The sequence below is a fragment of the Pseudomonas typographi genome (assembly GCF_014694385.1).
GTDB classification, from domain to species: domain Bacteria; phylum Pseudomonadota; class Gammaproteobacteria; order Pseudomonadales; family Pseudomonadaceae; genus Aquipseudomonas; species Aquipseudomonas typographi.
In genome coordinates this window covers 11,931-31,229 of the sequence record NZ_JAAOCA010000027.1, presented here as the reverse complement: position 1 = coordinate 31,229, position 19,299 = coordinate 11,931, and the positions used below count along the sequence as shown (strand labels likewise).

The window sequence follows — 19,299 nt, the reverse complement described above, 5'->3', positions numbered from 1 at the left end:
TACATGCCTTCCCGTTTTCTGAGAGTAACTGCCATGTCCCGTTCCGAAACCCTGTTCGAACAAGCGCAAAAACACATCCCCGGCGGGGTCAACTCGCCCGTGCGCGCGTTCAAGAGCGTCGGCGGCACCCCGCTGTTCTTCAAGCATGCCCAAGGCGCCTACGTGGTCGATGAAGACGACAAGCGCTATGTCGACTACGTGGGTTCCTGGGGCCCGATGATTCTCGGCCACAGCCACCCCGATGTGCTCGACGCCGTGCGCCGCCAGCTGGAACATGGGCTTTCGTATGGCGCCCCCACTGCGCTTGAAACCGACATGGCAGATTTGGTGTGCAGCCTGGTGCCGTCGATGGAAATGGTGCGCATGGTCAGTTCCGGCACCGAGGCGACCATGAGTGCCATTCGCTTGGCCCGCGGCTTTACCGGCCGCGACAGCATCATCAAGTTCGAAGGTTGCTACCATGGCCACTCCGACAGCCTGCTGGTCAAGGCCGGTTCCGGCGCACTGACACTGGGGGTGCCCAGCTCCCCCGGCGTGCCGGCGGCATTTGCCCAGCACACGTTGACGCTTGCCTTCAACGACCTGGCCGAAGTCGAAAAAACGCTTGCCAGTGTCGGCGACGAGGTGGCGTGCATCATCGTCGAGCCGGTGGCCGGCAACATGAACTGCGTGCCACCGGCGCCTGGTTTTCTGCAGGGCCTGCGCCGGTTGTGCGACCAGCATGGCGTAGTGCTGATCTTCGACGAGGTCATGACCGGCTTTCGCGTGGCACTTGGCGGTGCCCAGGCCCATTATGGCGTAGTCCCAGACCTCTCGACCTTCGGCAAGATCATCGGCGGCGGCATGCCGGTCGGCTGCTTCGGCGGCAAACGGCAGATCATGTCGCACATCGCGCCACTGGGGCCGGTGTACCAAGCCGGCACCCTCTCGGGCAACCCGCTGGCCATGGCGGCCGGCCTGGCCACCCTGCGCCTGATCAGCCAGCCCGGGTTCCACGAGCAGCTCAATGCCTATACCGCGCGCATGCTCGATGGCCTGCAGCAACGCGCCGACGCTGCCGGCGTGCCGTTCGTGACCACCCAGGCCGGTGGCATGTTCGGCCTTTACTTCAGCGGTGCCGACGATATCGTCACGTTCGACGACGTGATGGCCAGTGATGCCGAACGTTTCAAACGGTTCTTCCACCTCATGCTCGCCGGTGGCGTGTACCTGGCGCCCAGCGCGTTCGAGGCCGGTTTTACGTCGATCGCCCACGGCGAAGCAGAACTGGCGATCACCCTGGCGGCCGCGGAGCGCGCGTTCGCGGCCGTATAATGCGCAGTGGGCCGGCGCACTATGGCGCCGGCTGCGGCCTACAGGGCAAAAAACCGGGTAAACACTTTGTAAGCGCCCCCTGGCTTATTCCATAATGTAGTGAAGTGATCCCAGGGTGGCCAAGCGCCACTGCGCAGAGGTACCGCAATCCCCATGAACCGCACCGGCCGCGCCCTTGCACTGGGCTGCCTGTTGCTTGCACAGCCCCTGCTGGCTCTCGCAGACGGGAACTCGTTGCTCATCCCGGCCCCTGGCCGTTGCAGCCTCGACGCCCTGCCCGCCGACCTTGCGCAGGCGGTGGCTGCCTGCCAGCAATTGGCGCAGGCAGGCGATGCCCAAGCGCAGTACGAGCTGGGCGCGTTCTATTATGACGGTAAGGGCACCGCACAAGACCTCAGCCAGGCCTTGAACTACTTCGAGCAGGCTTCGCTCAAGGGCCACGCCCAGGCGCAGTACCGCCTGGGGCTGATGTTCTTCCATGGCGAGGCGGTGCCAGCCAACAACGTGCAGGCTTACATCGTGCTGAAAATGGCTGCGGTCAATGGCGCCGAAGACGCCTTGGACAGCGCTGACGAAGTAGCAGAGCACATGAGCCAGGAAGAAATCGACAACGCCACCCAGGTGCTGGGGCAGATTTTCCGCAAATACTTGTCGGAGCTACAAACAGCCGACGGCCATACGCCGTTCTCGCCGTTGCCTTGAGGGGCTATGCCTTGGGTGGCGCCGGCATTGGAAAGGGCATCACATTGCCAACGCCCTTGGCCTCGGAAATCTTTGCCGTACCCAGTTGCTCCACTTCATCGATACGCACCACCGAGTGCAGCGGTACAAAGCTGCGCTTGACCCCCTCGAACTGGGTCTTGAGCTTTTCTTCGGCGGGGTCGACGATCATTTGCGTGCGCTCACCGAATACGAACTCTTCGATTTCCAAGAACCCCCATAGGTCGCTCTGGAAGATTTGCCGGGCGTACATCTCGAATACCTGGCCCTGGTTAACGAAGATCACGCGGTAGATTGGCGTTTGGCGTTGGCTCATCGTAAAGCTGCAAACCACTGGTAAAAGGGATGCGCAGCATACCACAGCCGCGGGGCAGGCAACTTCTGAAACACCACACTTGAAACACCGCACTAGGATGCGCGCGCATACCCCACTATAATGCCCGGTCCTTTGGAACCGCTTGTGATCCGTGCAATGGCCAAGAAGCTTTACATCGAAACCCACGGCTGCCAAATGAACGAGTACGACAGCTCGCGCATGGTAGACCTGCTGGGTGAACACCAAGCCCTGGAGGTGACCGCCCGCGCCGAAGACGCCGACGTGATCCTGCTCAACACCTGCTCGATCCGCGAGCGGGCACAAGACCGGGTGTTCTCGCAACTGGGCCGTTGGCGCGAACTCAAAGAGGGCAAGCCCGACATGGTGATCGCCGTCGGCGGCTGCGTCGCCAGCCAGGAAGGCCAGGCCATTCGCGACCGCGCGCCGTACGTCGACGTAGTGTTCGGCCCGCAAACCCTGCACCGGCTGCCAGAAATGATCGACGCGGTACGCAACACGCGGCTGCCCCAGGTCGACATCTCGTTCCCCGAGATCGAGAAATTCGACCACCTGCCCGAACCCCGCATCGACGGCCCCACCGCTTTTGTTTCGGTAATGGAAGGATGCAGCAAGTACTGCACCTTCTGCGTGGTGCCCTACACCCGAGGCCCGGAGGTCAGCCGGCCGTTCGACGACGTGATCGCCGAGGTGATCCACCTGGCCGAGAACGGCGTGCGCGAAGTAACGTTGCTGGGCCAGAACGTCAACGGTTACCGTGGCGCTACCGCCGATGGCCGCCTGGCCGACCTTGCCGAACTGATCCGCGTGGTGGCGGCGGTCGAGGGTATCGAGCGCATCCGCTACACCACCTCGCACCCGCTGGAGTTTTCCGAAAGCCTGATCCAGGCCCATGCCGAGGTGCCCGAGCTGGTCAAGCACCTGCACCTGCCGGTGCAGTCCGGCTCCGACCGGGTGTTGGCGGCGATGAAGCGCAACCACACCATCCTCGAATACAAGTCCAAGCTGCGCAAACTCAAGGCGGCGGTGCCAGACATCTGCATCAGCTCCGACTTCATCGTAGGCTTCCCCGGCGAAACCGAAAAAGACTTCGAGCAAACCCTCAAGCTGGTGACCGACGTGGGCATGGATTTTTCCTTTTCGTTCGTTTACAGCCGCCGCCCGGGCACCCCCGCCGCCGACCTTGCCGACGACACCCCCGAAGAGGTGAAAAAGGAACGCCTAGCGCGCCTGCAGCACGTGCTGAACCAGCAGGGTTTCGAGATCAGCCGACGGATGGTCGGGACCACCCAGCGCATTCTGGTCACCGATTTTTCAAAGCGCGACCCGGGCCAATTGCAGGGCCGTACCGGTAACAACCGCATCGTCAACTTCAGGTGTGCCGACCCAACCCTGATCGGCCAGTTCGCCGACGTGCACATCGACGAAGCCCACCCCCACTCGCTACGTGGCACCTGGCTACAGTGAGGCTTGCCGATGAGGTGAAGGCGCAGGCGCCAGCCAGCGCTTTCACGAACCGGCATCCGGGGTTATCCTTGCAGCCAACCTAATTGCCGTAGAGCGGCCATCAAACGACCTTGAACGCACCCATAGAACCCCATCGTTTTACCCTCGAACCTTTCGAAGCGCACCGCTTCGCCAACCTGTGTGGGCAGCTCGACGCGCACCTTCGCCTGATCGAACAACGCCTCGAGATCGAGATACGCAACCGCGGCAACCAATTCGAGCTCATCGGCGAACCCGGCCACACCCACTCTGCCGAGTTGCTGTTACGCCGCCTGTACCGCGAAACCAAAGCCACCGAATTATCGCCGAACATGGTGCACCTGTTCCTGCAGGAGTCGGCCGTCGAAGACCTCGACAACCCCGCTGCCCAAGAAGTGGCGGTGGCGCTGCGCACACGCAAGGGCATGATCCGCCCGCGCGGGGCGAACCAGCAAAAGTACGTGAAGGCGATCCTGGCCAACGACATCAACTTCGGTATCGGCCCGGCCGGCACCGGCAAGACGTATCTGGCCGTGGCTTGCGCGGTAGACGCACTGGAGCGCGAGCAGGTGCGGCGCATCTTGCTGGTGCGCCCAGCGGTAGAGGCCGGCGAAAAGCTCGGCTTTTTGCCCGGCGACCTGGCGCAGAAAATCGACCCCTACCTGCGCCCGCTCTACGACGCCCTTTACGAGATGCTCGGCTTCGAACACGTGGCCAAACTCATCGAGCGCCAGGTGATCGAAATCGCCCCCCTGGCGTATATGCGCGGCCGCACGTTGAACAACAGCTTCATCATCCTCGATGAGAGCCAGAACACCACCACCGAGCAAATGAAGATGTTCCTCACGCGGATCGGCTTCGGCTCCACGGCGGTGATCACCGGCGACATTACCCAAGTCGACTTGCCACGCGGCACCCAGCCGGGCCTGGCCCATGTGATGGAGGTGCTCAGCGATGTGCCGGGCATCAGCTTCACCCACTTCAAGCCCAAGGACGTGGTGCGCCACCCGCTGGTGCAACGCATCGTCGAGGCCTACGAGCGCTACGACGGCTTGCACGCCAGCCAACAGCGCGGCAACCGCCACGATGGTTGAGTTGGACCTGCAGCGGGCCAGTACTGCGCCCGCGCCCGGTGACGCGGCATTCCTGCGCTGGTGCGAGCTGGCCTTGCGCCAACGCCGAGGCGACTCCGAGCTGACCATCCGCTTGGTAGACGAACCCGAAGCCCGTGCCCTGAACCACACCTACCGGCATAAAGACTACGCCACCAATGTGTTGTCGTTCCCGGCCGAGGTGCCAAACGAATTGCTCGACATCCCCTTGCTCGGCGACCTGGTGATCTGCACCCAGGTGGTCGCGCGCGAAGCCGGCGAGCAAGGCAAGGCATTGGATGCGCACTGGGCTCACCTGGTGATCCACGGCTGCCTGCATTTGCTCGGCTTCGACCACATCGAAGACGAAGAGGCCGAAGAAATGGAGAGCCTGGAACAGGAGTTGCTAGCTGAATTGGGCTACCCCGACCCTTATGCCGATGACGACACTGACCCTATCAACCCCGACGCCCCCAAGGAACACGAGTAAGCGCTATGAGCGAAGATCGATCGAGCAATGGGCAGAAGTCCTGGCTGGGTAAGATCACCCAGGCTTTTGCCCATGAGCCGAAAAACCGCCAGGAACTGCTGGAACTGTTGCGCGAGGCGCACCAGAACAAGCTCCTGGACAGCGAAGCGCTGACTATTGTCGAAGGGGCGATCCAGGTCGCCGACCTGCAAGTTCGCGACATCATGGTCCCGCGTTCGCAAATGATCAGCATCAAAGCCACGCAAACTCCCAGGGAGTTCCTGCCCGCCGTGATCGACGCGGCCCATTCGCGTTACCCGGTGGTGGGCGAAAGCCACGATGACGTGCTGGGCATCCTCCTGGCCAAGGACCTTCTGCCACTGATCCTTCAGGAAAACGGCGATACCTTCAACATCAAGGACTTGCTGCGCCCGGCCACCTTCGTGCCCGAGTCCAAGCGCCTGAACGTGCTGCTGCGCGAATTTCGCGCCAACCACAACCACATGGCGGTGGTGATCGACGAATACGGTGGCGTGGCGGGCCTGGTCACCATCGAAGACGTACTCGAGCAAATCGTCGGCGATATCGAGGACGAACACGACGTCGAGGAAGACAGCTACATCAAGCCGCTGCCCAGCGGTGATTTTCTGGTCAAGGCGCTCACCCCTATCGAGAACTTCAACACGTTCTTCGAAAGCGAGTTTTCCGATGACGAATTCGACACCGTCGGCGGGCTGGTCATGAGCGCCTTTGGCCACCTGCCCAAGCGCAACGAGACCACCGTGATCGGACGTTACCGGTTTCGCATTCTCAATGCCGACAGCCGCCGTATACACTTGCTGCGCCTGACACCGCTGACGCGCTGACGCTAAGGAACTCCATGCGCTGGATCACCCGCCCCGGCTGGCCCGGTCACCTGCTGGCCGTGGCAGCCGGCGCCCTCACCACCCTGGCGCTGGCGCCGTTCGACATCTGGCCATTGGCCTTGCTGGCGCTGGTGCTGGCCTACCAGGGCCTGCGCCAGCTCAGCCCGCGCCAGGCCCTGGCCCGTGGCTGGTGCTATGGCGTGGGCGTTTATGGCGCCGGCACCAGTTGGATCTACATCAGCATCCACACCTATGGCGAAGCCTCGGTGGCCTTGGCCGGGTTCCTGATGCTGGCCTTCGTCGCCTGCGTGGCGTGGTTCTTTGCCCTGCCAGCCTGGCTATGGGCGCGCTGGCTGCGCCGCAACGAGGCGCCACTGGCCGATGCCTTAGCCTTCGCGGCGCTGTGGTTCACCCAGGAAATCTTCCGCGGGTGGTTCCTGACCGGCTTCCCCTGGATGTACAGCGGCTACAGCCAACTGGGGGGCCCGTTGGCGGGGCTGGCGCCAGTGGGGGGCGTGTGGCTGATCAGCTTTTGCCTGGCCCTGACGGCCGCCTTGCTGTGCAACCTGTACCGCCTGCGCGCGCGTAAACCCGTGCTGCTCGCCGGCCTGGTGCTGCTGGCTGCCCCCTGGGCGCTCGGCATTGCGCTCAAACACCACGCTTGGACAAAACCGGCCGGGGCACCGTTATCAGTGGCCGCCGTACAAGGCAACGTGGCCCAAAGCGTGAAGTGGGACCCCGCGCACGTGACCGCGCAGTTGCATTTGTACCGTGACATGACTCTGGCGGCACGCCGTACCGACTTGATCATCTGGCCGGAAACCGCCGTGCCGGTGCTGCGCGACAATGCCCAAGGCTACCTGGATATGCTCGGCAGCCTAGCGGCCGACCGCCACGCCGCGCTGATCACTGGCGTGCCGATTCGCCAGCAGGTTCACGACGAACCGCGCTACTTCAATGGCATTACCGTCGTCGGCGAAGGTGCCGGCACCTATTTGAAACAACGCCTGGTGCCCTTCGGCGAATATGTGCCGCTGCAAGACCTACTGCGCGGGCTGATCACCTTCTTCGACCTGCCGATGTCCGACTTCGCCCGCGGCCCCCAGGGCCAGCCGCTATTGCAAGCCAAGGGCTATGAAATTGCCCCTTTCATCTGCTACGAAGTGGTCTACCCCGACTTTGCCGCGGGCATGGCCGCCGGCAGCAACCTGTTGCTCACCATCAGCAACGACACCTGGTTCGGCACCTCGATCGGCCCCTTGCAACATTTGCAAATGGCGCAGATGCGCGCACTCGAGGCTGGCCGCTGGATGATCCGCGCCACCAACAACGGCGTGACCGTGTTGGTAGACCCCTTCGGCCAGATCACCGCCAGCGTCCCGCAATTCGAACAGGCGGTGCTGTACGGCGAAGTCATCCCCATGCAGGGGCTTACCCCGTACCTGCGTTGGCACTCTTGGCCATTGATGATCCTCAGTGCCCTGTTGCTGGGCTGGGCGCTGCTGGCCGCACGCAAAGCGAAGGCCGCTGGACCGGCTCGCAGCTAGCCTGGTGCCTCAGTAAAAAACCCGGTACCCAACTGCGCCGATCATCTCATTGAGCAACTGGCCGTTCTGCCACAGGGCTTTGCCCTCTGGCAACCAGCCACCTAATGGGCGGGCGTTGTCGACGCCGAGAAACCCCATCGGGGCACTGACCACCTCAAGGCCGGCTTGTTCGAAGCACCAACGGGCCCTGGGCATGTGCCAGGCCTGCGTCACCACCACCACCCGGGTGATGCCCTCGGCCTTGAGCAGGCGGGCTGAATACACGGCGTTTTCCCACGTAGTGCGGCTTTCACCTTCTTGCCAACGCACGGCCAGGTTGAAGTCTTCCTGCAGCGAGCGCGCCATGATCCACGCTTCGCTGGGCGGCGAGCCATAATGCAGGCCGCCGCTGGTCAATAGTGGCAACCCGGACGCACGGGCCAGGCGCGCAGCGTAGCGCATACGCTGCAGCGCGACCCCGGTGGCCTGGTCCTCGCCGCCGAAGGCCGGGTCGCCACGTTCACGCCCGGCGCCGAGTACCACAATGGCCTGGGCACGATCTTTCAGGCCCGGCCAAGCCTGCGGCAACAAGGCCGGCTCGGTTTCAAGCGCTTGGGCCGCATGCTGCACCACCACGGGCAAGCTTAAGCCCCATAGCCCCAACAACCCCACGGCCAAACAGCCCAGGGCCAGGCGCGGCCACCGCCGGCGCCAACACCAGGCGAGCAGCAACAGCAGCAAAAGGCCGCCGGGTGGCATCAACAGTTGTTTGATCACGTAGCGCAGAAGCATTCGGCGCCTCCCTGTAAGAGGGCCGCAGGCTAACGGTTAGAGAGGGTGGCGGGCAATGCCCGCCAGCAAAAGGGCCTATTTATTGGCGAAGGTGGCCCGGTTAGAAAGGGTGGCGCTGTCGCGTGACCTCGTGCCCAAGCACACGACATTGTCACGGCGACTCTCGACCGTGAACCGGTAGACGGGCTCAGCATGCCCGGCACGTGTGCCATGGGCGCGCAGGTAGGCATGGATCCATTCGAATTCGGCGTGGGACAACCCGCGCAATTCGAGCTCGGCAGGCGTTTCATTCCTTAAGCGGCGCGCGGTTCTGGCCACGTCCAGGGCAAGCCCCAGGCGATCGAGCAAGCGCTCGCGAAGCGCAGGTTCAACGGCAATGGGTTGCGTTTTTACCATTCACTCACCTCGTTGCTGACAAGCGTGACTCCCCAGTCATCAGCTTAGCGCCCGCTGGCTAACCGGCCGCGCGCCGCGACCAACGGAGGGGCCGCGCCATTAAGGGTTTCCCTCGGTGGCAGGGGGTCATGTATGCTACGGCGTTTGATGACCGGCCGCCGCGCGCCCGCAGCCCCAGGGCGACGTGCCACCTTTTCCAAGCACAAAGTAGCCATGCACGAAAACTACCAGCCCCGCGAGATCGAAGCCGCCGCCCAACGCTTCTGGGATGAGCAAAAGTCCTTTGAAGTCACTGAACAAGCCGGCAAGCCGACGTACTATTGCCTATCGATGTTCCCCTACCCCAGCGGCAAGCTGCACATGGGCCATGTGCGCAACTACACCATCGGTGATGTGATCGCCCGCTACCAGCGCATGCGCGGGCGTAACGTGTTGCAGCCAATGGGTTGGGACGCCTTCGGCATGCCGGCGGAAAACGCCGCGATGAAAAACAACGTGGCGCCGGCGAAGTGGACCTACGAGAACATCGAATACATGAAGGCCCAGCTCAAGAGCCTGGGCCTGGCGATCGACTGGTCGCGCGAAGTCACCACCTGCAAGCCCGATTACTACCGCTGGGAACAATGGCTGTTCACCCGCCTGTTCGAAAAAGGGGTGATCTACCGTAAGAACGGCACCGTGAACTGGGACCCGGTCGACCAAACGGTGCTGGCCAACGAACAGGTGATCGACGGTCGCGGCTGGCGCTCTGGCGCGCTGGTCGAAAAGCGCGAAATCCCGATGTACTACTTCCGCATCACCGATTACGCCGAAGAACTGCTGCAAAGCCTCGACGAGTTGCCGGGCTGGCCCGAGCAAGTCAAGACCATGCAACGCAACTGGATCGGCAAATCGCGCGGCATGGAAGTGCGCTTTCCGTACGACCAGGCCTCGATCGGCAGCCCGGGTGTGCTCAAGGTGTTCACTACACGCCCCGACACCCTGATGGGCGCCACTTATGTGGCCGTGGCCGCCGAACACCCACTGGCGGCGCTGGCGGCGCAGCGTGACCCGTCACTGCAGGCCTTCATCGACGAATGCAAGGCCGGTAGCGTCGCCGAGGCAGACGTCGCTACCCAAGAAAAAAAGGGCCGGGCCACACCGCTGTGGGTTGAGCACCCGCTGACCGGCGAAAAGCTCCCGGTATGGGTCGCCAACTACGTACTGATGCACTACGGCGACGGTGCGGTCATGGCCGTGCCGGCCCATGACGAACGTGATTTCGAATTCGCCAGCCAATACGACTTGCCGATCAAGGCCGTGGTGCGCACCAGCGCCGGCGACCACACCCCGGCGCCCTGGCAGCCGGCTTACGCCGAGCATGGCCAGTTGATCAACTCCGGCAGGTTCGATGGCTTGGATTTCGAAGGCGCCTTCGACGCGATCGAGGCGGCCCTGATCGAGAAAGGCCTTGGCCAGTCGCGTACCCAGTTTCGCCTGCGCGATTGGGGCATCAGCCGCCAGCGCTATTGGGGTTGTCCGATCCCGATCGTTCACTGCGACAGCTGCGGCGACGTACCCGTGCCTGAACAGCAACTGCCGGTGGTGCTGCCCGAGAACATCGTGCCCGATGGCGCCGGTTCGCCACTGGCACGCCTGCCCGAGTTCTACGAATGCCAGTGCCCCCGGTGCGGCGCCCCGGCCAAGCGTGAAACCGACACCATGGACACCTTCGTCGAGTCCAGCTGGTACTTCGCCCGCTACACCTCGCCCCACTACGACCAAGGCATGGTAGACCCCGCCGCGGCCGACCATTGGTTACCGGTGAACCAATACATCGGTGGTATCGAGCACGCCATTTTGCACCTGCTGTACGCGCGCTTCTTCCACAAGCTGATGCGCGACGAAGGCCTGGTCAGCGGCAATGAGCCGTTCCAGAACCTGTTGACCCAGGGCATGGTGGTCGCCGAAACCTACTACCGCCTCGAAGCCAACGGCAGCAAGAGCTGGTTCAACCCGGCCGACGTCGACCTGGTGCGTGACGCCAAGGCCAAGGTCGTCAGCGCCACGCTGCGCAGCGATGGCAAGCCGGTGGAAATCGGTGGCACCGAGAAAATGTCCAAGTCCAAGAACAACGGCGTCGACCCCCAGGCAATGATCGACCAATACGGTGCCGACACCTGCCGTTTGTTCATGATGTTCGCCTCCCCGCCCGACATGAGCCTGGAATGGTCCGACGCCGGTGTCGAGGGCGCTAGCCGCTTTCTGCGCCGTGTATGGCGCCTGGCCCAGGCACACGTTGCCCAGGGCCTGCCCGGTGCGCTGAGCCTGGCTGGCCTGGGCGACGCACAAAAAGCCGTGCGCCGTGCCATCCACTTGGCGATCAAGCAGGCCACCCAGGACGTGGGCCAACACCACAAGTTCAACACCGCGATTGCCCAGGTGATGACACTGATGAACGTGCTGGAAAAAGCCAGCCAGGCCAGCGAGCAGGACCGCGCGCTACTGCACGAGGGGCTGGAGGCGGTGACGTTGCTGCTGGCACCGATCACCCCGCACATCAGCCACCAACTGTGGCAGGCCCTGGGCCATGGCGGGGCGGCCATCGACGCGGCATGGCCGGCCGTCGATGAGAGCGCCCTGGTGCAAAACACCCTCACCCTGGTGGTGCAGGTCAACGGCAAACTGCGCGGCCACATCGAAATGCCAGCCAGCGCCAGCCGCGACGAAATCGAAGCGGCGGCACGGGTCAACGAGAACGTGCTGCGCTTTACCGAGGGCCTGACCCTGCGCAAGGTCATCGTGGTACCCGGCAAGCTGGTCAATATCGTCGCCAACTGATCGGCAGGCGGCGCCCCGCTGGGCGCCCCCTGCCCTCGGCCTATAAGGTTTGAAGGAGCAACAAGCATGATCAAACGCAACCTGCTGGTCGTTGGCCTGGCCTCGCTGCTCGGCGCCTGCGGTTTCCAACTGCGGGGCACCGAAAGCAACAGCCTGATGGTCAAGGAAATGGACCTCAGCGCCCGAGACGCCTACGGCCCACTGGTGACCGAGCTGCGTGCCAACCTCGAGCGTAGCGGCGTGCGCATCGTGGGCGGCGCGCCGTACAAGCTGGTGCTCGCCCAGGAATATGAAACCCAGCGCAGCGCCAGCTACAACGGCTCGGCCCGCTCTAGCGAGATCGAACTGACTTCCGGCGTTAACTACCAGATCATCGGCCGCCACCAACGCGAACTGATCAGCGACAAAATGGAAGTGCAGAAGGTCTACGTGCAAGACACCAGCAACCTGACCGGCTCCGACGAAGAGGCCAAACAGGCCCGCCGTGAAATGCGCCGCGACCTGGAGCAGCGCATCATGCTGCGCCTGGCGCAACTGACCCCGGAGCAGCTCGACACCCTGCAGGCCAAGGCCGACGCACGTGCCCAGGCCGAGGCCGATGCCGCCGCCGAAGCCCAGCGCATCCAGGATGCGACCCCGCAGCAATCGCCGCTGCAGTTGCCCCCGGCACAATGACGGTGCGCCGCGCCCGCCTCGGCGGGGCTGCTTAGCAGAGGCCCTATGAAGCTCGCCCCCGCCCAACTGGGCAAGCACCTGCAAGGCCCCCTCGCCCCGGTGTACATCGTCAGTGGCGACGAGCCCTTGCTGTGCCAGGAGGCGCTGGATGCCATTCGCGCAGCCGCCCGGCAGCAAGGTTTCGACGAACGCCAGGTGTTCGCGGCCGACGCCAACTTCGATTGGGGCAGCCTGCTGCAGGCGAGCGCCAGCCTGTCGCTGTTCGCCGAACGGCGCCTACTGGAATTACGCCTGCCATCGGGCAAGCCCGGCGACAAAGGCGCAGCCGCCCTGATCGAATACTGCAACCGCCCCGCTGAAGACACGTTGCTGCTGGTGAGCCTGCCCAAGCTCGACGGCAACCAGCAGAAAAGCAAGTGGGGCGCGGCCCTGGTCAACGGCACCAGTACCCAGTTCGTGCAGATCTGGCCAGTGGACGCCGCTCAGTTGCCCCAATGGATCCGCCAGCGCCTGGCCCAGGCGGGCCTGGCTGCTCAGCCCGACGCCGTGGAGCTGATCGCTGCCCGGGTAGAAGGCAACCTGCTGGCGGCCGCCCAGGAAATCGAAAAACTCAAGCTGCTCGCCGACGGCAACCAGGTCACGCTCGAAACGGTACAGGCGGCCGTGGCCGACAGTGCGCGCTTCGACGTCTTCGGCTTGGTCGACGCCGTCCTGCAGGGTGACGCCAGCCATGCACTGCGCATCCTGGAGGGCCTGCGCGGCGAAGGGGTAGAACCGCCGGTGATCCTCTGGGCGCTGGCGCGGGAGCTGCGCAGCCTGGCCAACCTGTCGCAGCAGTTCAGCCAGGGCGTGCCGCTGGATAAAGCCTTCAGCAGTGCCCGGCCGCCCATTTGGGACAAACGCCGGCCGCTGGTAAGCAAAGCCTTACAGCGGCTCTCTTCGGGCCGCTGGAACCAATTGTTACAAGACGCCCAACACCTCGACGCGCAGATCAAAGGCCAGGCCCAAGGCTCGGTGTGGGTGGGGTTATCGCGCCTGGCGCTGCTCATGGCGGGGCAACGTTGGCCGCTTCCTACGCAATAGCCGGCTTTAGCGCAAAGGGCCAGCCGTGCTAAGGTCAGCGCAAAGACGAACATCTGGACCTTTGCATGCCTTCCAGCCGTAACTGCCCCACCGCTGCCCGTCGATTCGGGCGGCGCGCTCTGCTCACTTTCAGCATGGTTTTACTCGCCGCCTGCTCCGATACCCCCATTGCCGCCAACCCACTGCCCAGCGCGACCGGTACCGCCCCTAAACCGGTCACGACCTTCGCACCGATGACCTCCGACGGCAGCGAACTGCCCACCGAGACCTTCGCCGAATGGCAGGCGCGCTTTCGCCAGCAGGCGTTGCGCGGCGGGATACAGCCAAACGTGTTCGACCGCGCGTTCAGTGGTATTGCCCCCGACCCGGCGGTGGTCACGGCCGACCGCTCGCAACCGGAGTTCACCCGGCCGGTATGGGAGTACCTCGACAGCGCCATTTCGCCGACCCGGGTGCGCCGTGGCCAGGCATTGATCGCCCAATACGGCGATGTATTGGCGCAACTGGAACAACGCTATGGCGTCGATCGCCAGGCGCTGGTCGCAGTGTGGGGCCTGGAGAGCAGCTTTGGCCAAATACAGGGCGACAAGTCGGTGATTCGCTCGCTAGCCACCCTGGCCTATGAAGGCCGGCGCCCAGCCTTCGCCCAAGACCAACTGATCGCAGCCCTGCAAATTTTGCAAAACGGCGACATCAGCCCCGAAAACATGCTCGGCTCGTGGGCCGGGGCCATGGGCCAAACGCAGTTCATCCCCACGACCTACAATTCACACGCGGTGGATTTCGACGGCGACGGGCGCCGCGATATCTGGGGCAGTGCCTCCGACGCGCTGGCCTCTACCGCCAACTACCTGGCTGCCTCAGGCTGGCAGAAGGGCCAAGCCTGGGGCTTCGAGGTACAGTTGCCGCAGGGTTTCGACTACGCGCAGGCCGATGCAACCTTGCGCAAACCGGTCAGCCAATGGCTGGCTGAGGGTGTGCAGCTACCGCCGGGCACCCGCCTGCCCGCCGGCAGCGACAACCTGCAGGCGGCCCTGTTGCTGCCCGCCGGTTACCGCGGCCCGGCGTTTCTGACCCTCGATAATTTCCGCGTGGTGCTCAAGTACAACAATTCCACCGCGTATGCGCTAGCCGTGAGCCTCCTGGCGCAGCGCTTCGATGGCGCAGGTTATGTCACCGGCAGTTGGCCGCGGGATGACACGCCGCTGTCACGCTCGGAGCGAATCGAGCTACAAACCCTACTGACAGCGAATAACCTTGATGCTGGCAACCCAGACGGGATCATTGGCGCCAACAGCCGCAAAGCGATCCGTGCCGCGCAGCAGGCACGAGGCTGGCCGGCGGATGGCTACCCGACACACCAGTTGCTGGAGAGCTTACGGGCGCAATAACCGCGCGCGTGTGGCGATTGCGCCGTTCGCCCAAGCGTTGGCACAGGCCAAGCGCCACGGCGGGCCATAGCAGGACTATGGCAAGGGACGGCGCTTTGCCCAACAACAACATTCATGCGCCAATGGTTGTGCGAACGGCTGGGGCGCCGCTAGAACACTAGCTGACCACTGCTTGTTTCAGCGTAACGCGTTGTGCATCGGCATCCAGCTCAACCCGTGCGCCCAACGGCAGGGTCAGGTTCGGCTGGCAGTGCCCGGAGCGCCACCCCGCCAGCACCGGAATGCCGAGCGGCGCGAAGCACTCTTCGAGCAGCGGGCACAGCTGTTCGAGGGTAACGCCGGCAAAGTCACCGACCAAAACCCCGGCCAAGCTTCGAAGTTTACCTGCCAGGCGTAGCTGGGTAAGCAGGCGGTCCAGCCGGTACAGTGGCTCGTTCACATCCTCGATGAACAACACCACCCCCTTGGTATCGATGGCCCACGGCGTACCCAGGGTGGCACACAACACCGCCAGGTTACCGCCCAATAATGGCCCCTCAGCGCTGCCGCCTGCCAGGGTGGCGAGTGGCCAACCCGCCGGGTGGGCGATCAGATCGCCCTCGCCCAGCTCACCGCGCAACATGCGCAGTAACGCTGCCTCCCCAGGTTGTTGGTGCAGCAGCAGTTCGGAACGGAACAACGGCCCGTGGAAGGTCAGCAAACCCGCCCGTTGAATAAATGCCACATGCAGCGCGGTGATATCGCTGTAGCCCACGAATGGCTTGGGGTGGCGGGCGATCAGCGGGTAATCGATGCGTTCCAGCAAGCGCGGCGTACCGTAGCCGCCGCGCAGGCACAGGATGGCATCGATGGCCGGGTCTTCGAACGCGGCATGCAAGTCGGCCAGGCGGGTGGCATCGCTGCCGGCCAGGTACCCGGTTTTTTCGAAAACCCCTGGGTACACTTTCAGGCCATAGCCATGCCCCGCCGCCCAGGCCTGGGCTTGCTCGGCGTCGAGGCTACCTGGGCCTGCCGGGGCGATAAGGCCCAATTGGCCCCCTTGGGGCAACCGGGCAGGCAGGGTAAGCGCCATCGGCCGGCGGCCCTAGAGCTTGATCTTGGCTTCGTGGGCCTGCTGGTCGGCATGGTACGACGACCGTACCAGTGGGCCCGACGCCACGTTCTTGAAGCCTAGGCGGTAGCCCTCTTCGGCGAACCAGGCGAACGTGTCCGGATGCACGAAGCGTTGTACCGGCAGGTGGCTGCGCGAAGGCTGCAGGTATTGGCCGAGCGTAAGCATGTCGATATCGTGCTCGCGCATGCGCTGCATCACCTCGATCACTTCCTCGTCGGTTTCGCCCAGCCCCAGCATCAGGCCCGACTTGGTGGGCACATGGGGCACTCGCTGCTTGAACTTCTGCAAAAGGTCCAGCGACCAGTCGTAGTCCGAACCCGGGCGCGCGGCGCGGTATAGGCGCGGTACGGTTTCGAGGTTGTGGTTGAACACATCCGGTGGCTCGTTGGCGGTAATGTCCAGTGCCACGTCCATGCGCCCGCGGTAATCGGGCACCAGGGTTTCGAGCTGCACGCCCGGCGATAGCTTGCGGATTTCCCGCAGGCAGTCGGCGAAGTGCTGGGCACCGCCGTCGCGCAGGTCGTCGCGGTCTACGGAGGTGATCACCACGTATTTCAAACGCAGGTCGGCGATAGCCACGGCGAGGTTCATCGGCTCGTCTTGGTCCAACGGCTTCGGCCGGCCGTGGCCCACGTCGCAGAATGGGCAGCGGCGAGTGCAGATGTCGCCCATGATCATGAAGGTAGCCGTGCCACCAGAGAAACACTCGCCCAGGTTGGGGCAGGACGCCTCTTCGCACACGCTGTGCAGCTTATGCTTGCGCAGCAGTTGCTTGATCCGGTCGACCTCAGGCGAAACCGGGATGCGCACACGAATCCAATCGGGCTTTTTGGGTAATTCCTCGGTGGGGATGATCTTCACCGGGATACGGGCGACCTTTTCAGCGCCACGCAGCTTTACCCCCGCCTCGATTTTCGCCGGGCGTGGCTTCTCCATTTGCAGTTCCTGGGTTGCCACGGTTTCTTGCGCAGTAGTCATATCAGTCGATTCCGCCCGTAAGGGTCGTCTGCTCAGCGTAGTCGAGGTGTTGGACGAGCTGCGCGCGCAGCCGGGCACTTACCTCGGCAAAATCAATCGGGCCGGCGTGCTCACGCAGTTGGGTCATCGCCAGCCCGGCGTAACCGCAAGGGTTGATGCGCCGGAACGGGGCAAGGTCCATGTTTACATTCAGCGCCAGCCCATGGAACGAACGGCCGTGGCGAATACGCAGGCCCAACGAGGCGACCTTCGCACCCTGTACGTAAACACCCGGCGCATCGGCGCGGGCCAGGCTGGCCACGCCGAAACTGGCCAACAGGTCGATCAGGCTGTTTTCGATACGGCTGACCAGCTCGCGCACACCGAAACCGCGCTCCCGAACGTTCAGCAGCAGGTAAGCCACCAACTGCCCGGGCCCATGATAAGTCACCTGGCCGCCACGATCGACCTTTAACACGGGAATATCGCCGGGCAACAGCAGATGCTCGGGCTTGCCGGCCTGGCCCTGGGTGAAAATGGGCGGGTGCTGGACCAACCACACCTCGTCACCGCCCGCGTGGGGTGGCGCGTCGGTAAAACGCTGCATGGCACGCCAAACCGGCTCGTAGGGCGCCACACCCAGCTCGCGAAAGCCCAGCACCCCTGGCATCAGAGCACCATGTGCACGACACCGGTCGCGCGCAGGGCGCTGTTGATGTCGCGCAGTTGGTCCTGGCCGGTGGCGATGATGTGCAACTGTACCGTGGTGTATTTGCCATTGCTGCTCTGGCGCTCGGCCAAAGTAGCACGGTCGACCTCGGCATGCTGAGTGAGAATGTCGACAATCAGATCCTTGAAGCCAACCCCGGTGTCGCCGATCACCTTGATCGGGTAGTCCGGGCAGGGAAACTGGATCTCATGCGACTTTACATCGGTGTCTGTCATGGCAGTAACGGCCTCATCAAGCCGAGAAAACAAGCCCGCCCCAACAGTGTGAACTGGCGGGGCAGGCTGACGGGCTGGTGCGGTGTTTCAGCATTGGCGGCACACGTTGTGCGAACGCTTGGGGCACCACACGGGTTAGTTGAACAAGCCGTAGAAGAATAGCCGGATGCTATCCCAGATGCGCCGGAAGATACCACCTTCATCGACGGCCTCGATAGCAACGAGGTCCTTCGTCTCGACAACCTTGTCGCCATTCTTCACTTCTACCTTGCCGATCACCTGGCCTTTTTCGATGGGCGCGGTGAGCTGCGGGTTAAGCGTCATGCTGGCCTGCAGGTTCTTCAACTGGCCCCGCGGCAGGGTCATGGTCAGGTCTTCGGCCAAGCCGGCCTTGACTTCGCTGCTGGTGCCCTTCCACACGCTGGCTTTGGCCAGCTCGGTGCCGGATTTATAAAAGGTTTGGGTTTCATAAAAGCGGAAGCCATAGGTCAGCAGCTTCTGGGTTTCGGCAGCGCGGGCCTGGTCGCTGGTGGTGCCGAATACCACGGCGATCAGGCGCATGCCATCGCGCACCGCCGAGGCTGCCATGCAGTAGCCGGCGGCGTCCGTGTGGCCGGTTTTCAGCCCGTCGACGGTCTTGTCGCGCCACAGCAGCAGGTTGCGGTTGGGCTGCTTGATGCCGTTCCAGAAGAATTCCTTCTGCGAATAGATCGCATAGTGGGCCGGGTCTTCATGGATGATCGCACGCGCCAGCAGGCCGATATCGTGGGCCGAGGAGTAGTGTTCCGGGTCCGGCAGGCCGGTGGGGTTCATGAAGTGGGAGTTGACCATGCCCAACTTCTGCGCCTGGGCGTTCATCATGTCGGCGAAGGCATCTTCGCTGCCGGCGATATGCTCGGCCAGCGCCACGGTGGCGTCGTTACCCGACTGGATGATGATCCCATGCAGCAAATCGCTGACCGACACTTGCGAGCCGACCTTGATGAACATGCGCGAACCACCCGTGCGCCAGGCATTTTCGCTGACATTGACCATGTCGGTTTCTTTGATTTGGCCCCGGCGGATTTCCAGCGTGGCGATATAAGCCGACATCAGTTTGGTCAGGCTGGCTGGCGGCAGTCGCTCGTCGCTATTGCTTTCTACCAGCACCTGGCCGCTGTTGGCTTCCATCAGCACATAGGCCTTGGCCGCCAATTGGGGCGGCGCCGGCACCATTTGCGCAACATCGGCGGCCCAAGCGGCCGGGGCGGTCAACAGGGGTACGAGCAGGCACAGGCGTTTGGCAAAGGTGGTGATGTTCATCCGTCTCTCGAAATGGCTA

The 19,299-nt window shown here is 63.5% G+C and carries 19 protein-coding genes; 11 read left to right on the top strand and 8 right to left on the bottom strand.

Annotated elements, in window-relative coordinates; all coding sequences use genetic code 11:
* The first annotated feature begins 33 nt into the window (after positions 1-33).
* Both hemL and HAQ05_RS19940 read left to right on the top strand, forming a co-directional pair.
* The gene (hemL, locus tag HAQ05_RS19945) at positions 34-1,314 is read left to right on the top strand and encodes a glutamate-1-semialdehyde 2,1-aminomutase (RefSeq protein ID WP_190423740.1); all 1,281 of its coding nucleotides are present in this window, start codon (positions 34-36) and stop codon (positions 1,312-1,314) included.
* A gap of 153 nt (positions 1,315-1,467) precedes the next feature.
* Positions 1,468-2,016 (top strand): tetratricopeptide repeat protein, encoded by a 549-nt coding sequence (locus HAQ05_RS19940; protein ID WP_190423738.1) that lies wholly within the window; start codon positions 1,468-1,470, stop codon positions 2,014-2,016.
* A 4-nt stretch (positions 2,017-2,020) separates the two neighbouring features.
* On the opposite strand, the gene HAQ05_RS19935 is transcribed toward HAQ05_RS19940, so the two are convergent.
* The gene (locus HAQ05_RS19935; RefSeq protein WP_190423736.1) at positions 2,021-2,350 is read right to left on the bottom strand and encodes a DUF1820 family protein; all 330 of its coding nucleotides are present in this window, start codon (positions 2,348-2,350) and stop codon (positions 2,021-2,023) included.
* A 156-nt stretch (positions 2,351-2,506) separates the two neighbouring features.
* Here HAQ05_RS19935 and miaB point away from each other — a divergent pair, with 156 nt between their 5' ends.
* The 5 genes from miaB to lnt all read left to right on the top strand — a co-directional run bounded on the left by miaB (position 2,507) and on the right by lnt (position 7,826).
* Entirely contained in the window at positions 2,507-3,835 is a 1,329-nt protein-coding gene (gene miaB, locus HAQ05_RS19930; protein WP_190423838.1) for a tRNA (N6-isopentenyl adenosine(37)-C2)-methylthiotransferase MiaB, read from the top strand.
* A gap of 110 nt (positions 3,836-3,945) precedes the next feature.
* Complete coding sequence (locus tag HAQ05_RS19925; protein ID WP_190423734.1) at positions 3,946-4,947, top strand: PhoH family protein; 1,002 nt, start codon at positions 3,946-3,948, stop codon at positions 4,945-4,947.
* Entirely contained in the window at positions 4,940-5,434 is a 495-nt protein-coding gene (gene ybeY / locus HAQ05_RS19920) for an rRNA maturation RNase YbeY (protein WP_190423732.1), read from the top strand. The genes HAQ05_RS19925 and ybeY overlap by 8 nt, the downstream gene beginning before the upstream one ends.
* A gap of 5 nt (positions 5,435-5,439) precedes the next feature.
* A complete protein-coding gene (locus HAQ05_RS19915; protein ID WP_190423730.1) occupies positions 5,440-6,279 on the top strand; it encodes an HlyC/CorC family transporter in 840 nt (279 codons plus the stop codon).
* Positions 6,280-6,293: 14 nt separating this feature from the next.
* Positions 6,294-7,826: an apolipoprotein N-acyltransferase gene (lnt, locus tag HAQ05_RS19910; RefSeq protein ID WP_190423728.1), complete on the top strand. Its 1,533-nt coding sequence runs from the start codon at positions 6,294-6,296 to the stop codon at positions 7,824-7,826.
* A gap of 9 nt (positions 7,827-7,835) precedes the next feature.
* Here lnt and HAQ05_RS19905 read toward each other — a convergent pair whose 3' ends face one another.
* Both HAQ05_RS19905 and HAQ05_RS19900 read right to left on the bottom strand, forming a co-directional pair.
* On the bottom strand, positions 7,836-8,597 hold the full coding sequence (locus tag HAQ05_RS19905) for a YdcF family protein (protein WP_190423726.1): 762 nt from the start codon (positions 8,595-8,597) through the stop codon (positions 7,836-7,838).
* 75 nt (positions 8,598-8,672) lie between these two features.
* Positions 8,673-8,993, bottom strand: a complete 321-nt coding sequence (locus HAQ05_RS19900; protein ID WP_190423849.1) for a hypothetical protein — start codon at positions 8,991-8,993, stop codon at positions 8,673-8,675.
* Positions 8,994-9,206: 213 nt separating this feature from the next.
* On the opposite strand from HAQ05_RS19900, the gene leuS reads away from it, so the two are divergent.
* The 4 genes from leuS to HAQ05_RS19880 all read left to right on the top strand — a co-directional run bounded on the left by leuS (position 9,207) and on the right by HAQ05_RS19880 (position 14,962).
* The gene (gene leuS / locus HAQ05_RS19895) at positions 9,207-11,813 is read left to right on the top strand and encodes a leucine--tRNA ligase (RefSeq protein WP_190423724.1); all 2,607 of its coding nucleotides are present in this window, start codon (positions 9,207-9,209) and stop codon (positions 11,811-11,813) included.
* Positions 11,814-11,879: 66 nt separating this feature from the next.
* Positions 11,880-12,488, top strand: a complete 609-nt coding sequence (locus HAQ05_RS19890) for an LPS-assembly lipoprotein LptE (protein WP_190423722.1) — start codon at positions 11,880-11,882, stop codon at positions 12,486-12,488.
* Between the two features lie 45 nt (positions 12,489-12,533).
* Positions 12,534-13,571 (top strand): DNA polymerase III subunit delta, encoded by a 1,038-nt coding sequence (holA, locus tag HAQ05_RS19885; RefSeq protein WP_190423719.1) that lies wholly within the window; start codon positions 12,534-12,536, stop codon positions 13,569-13,571.
* Between the two features lie 65 nt (positions 13,572-13,636).
* Positions 13,637-14,962 (top strand): lytic murein transglycosylase, encoded by a 1,326-nt coding sequence (locus HAQ05_RS19880; protein WP_190423717.1) that lies wholly within the window; start codon positions 13,637-13,639, stop codon positions 14,960-14,962.
* A gap of 157 nt (positions 14,963-15,119) precedes the next feature.
* Here HAQ05_RS19880 and HAQ05_RS19875 read toward each other — a convergent pair whose 3' ends face one another.
* The 5 genes from HAQ05_RS19875 to HAQ05_RS19855 form a co-directional block, all read right to left on the bottom strand.
* A complete protein-coding gene (locus HAQ05_RS19875) occupies positions 15,120-16,034 on the bottom strand; it encodes a S66 peptidase family protein (protein ID WP_190423715.1) in 915 nt (304 codons plus the stop codon).
* A 12-nt stretch (positions 16,035-16,046) separates the two neighbouring features.
* Positions 16,047-17,054, bottom strand: a complete 1,008-nt coding sequence (gene lipA, locus HAQ05_RS19870; protein WP_190423713.1) for a lipoyl synthase — start codon at positions 17,052-17,054, stop codon at positions 16,047-16,049.
* 1 nt (position 17,055) lies between these two features.
* A complete protein-coding gene (gene lipB / locus HAQ05_RS19865) occupies positions 17,056-17,703 on the bottom strand; it encodes a lipoyl(octanoyl) transferase LipB (RefSeq protein WP_190423711.1) in 648 nt (215 codons plus the stop codon).
* A complete protein-coding gene (locus tag HAQ05_RS19860) occupies positions 17,703-17,978 on the bottom strand; it encodes a DUF493 domain-containing protein (RefSeq protein ID WP_190423709.1) in 276 nt (91 codons plus the stop codon). The genes lipB and HAQ05_RS19860 overlap by 1 nt, the downstream gene beginning before the upstream one ends.
* Before the next feature lie 135 nt (positions 17,979-18,113).
* Positions 18,114-19,280: a D-alanyl-D-alanine carboxypeptidase family protein gene (locus tag HAQ05_RS19855; RefSeq protein WP_190423836.1), complete on the bottom strand. Its 1,167-nt coding sequence runs from the start codon at positions 19,278-19,280 to the stop codon at positions 18,114-18,116.
* Positions 19,281-19,299 lie beyond the last annotated feature (19 nt).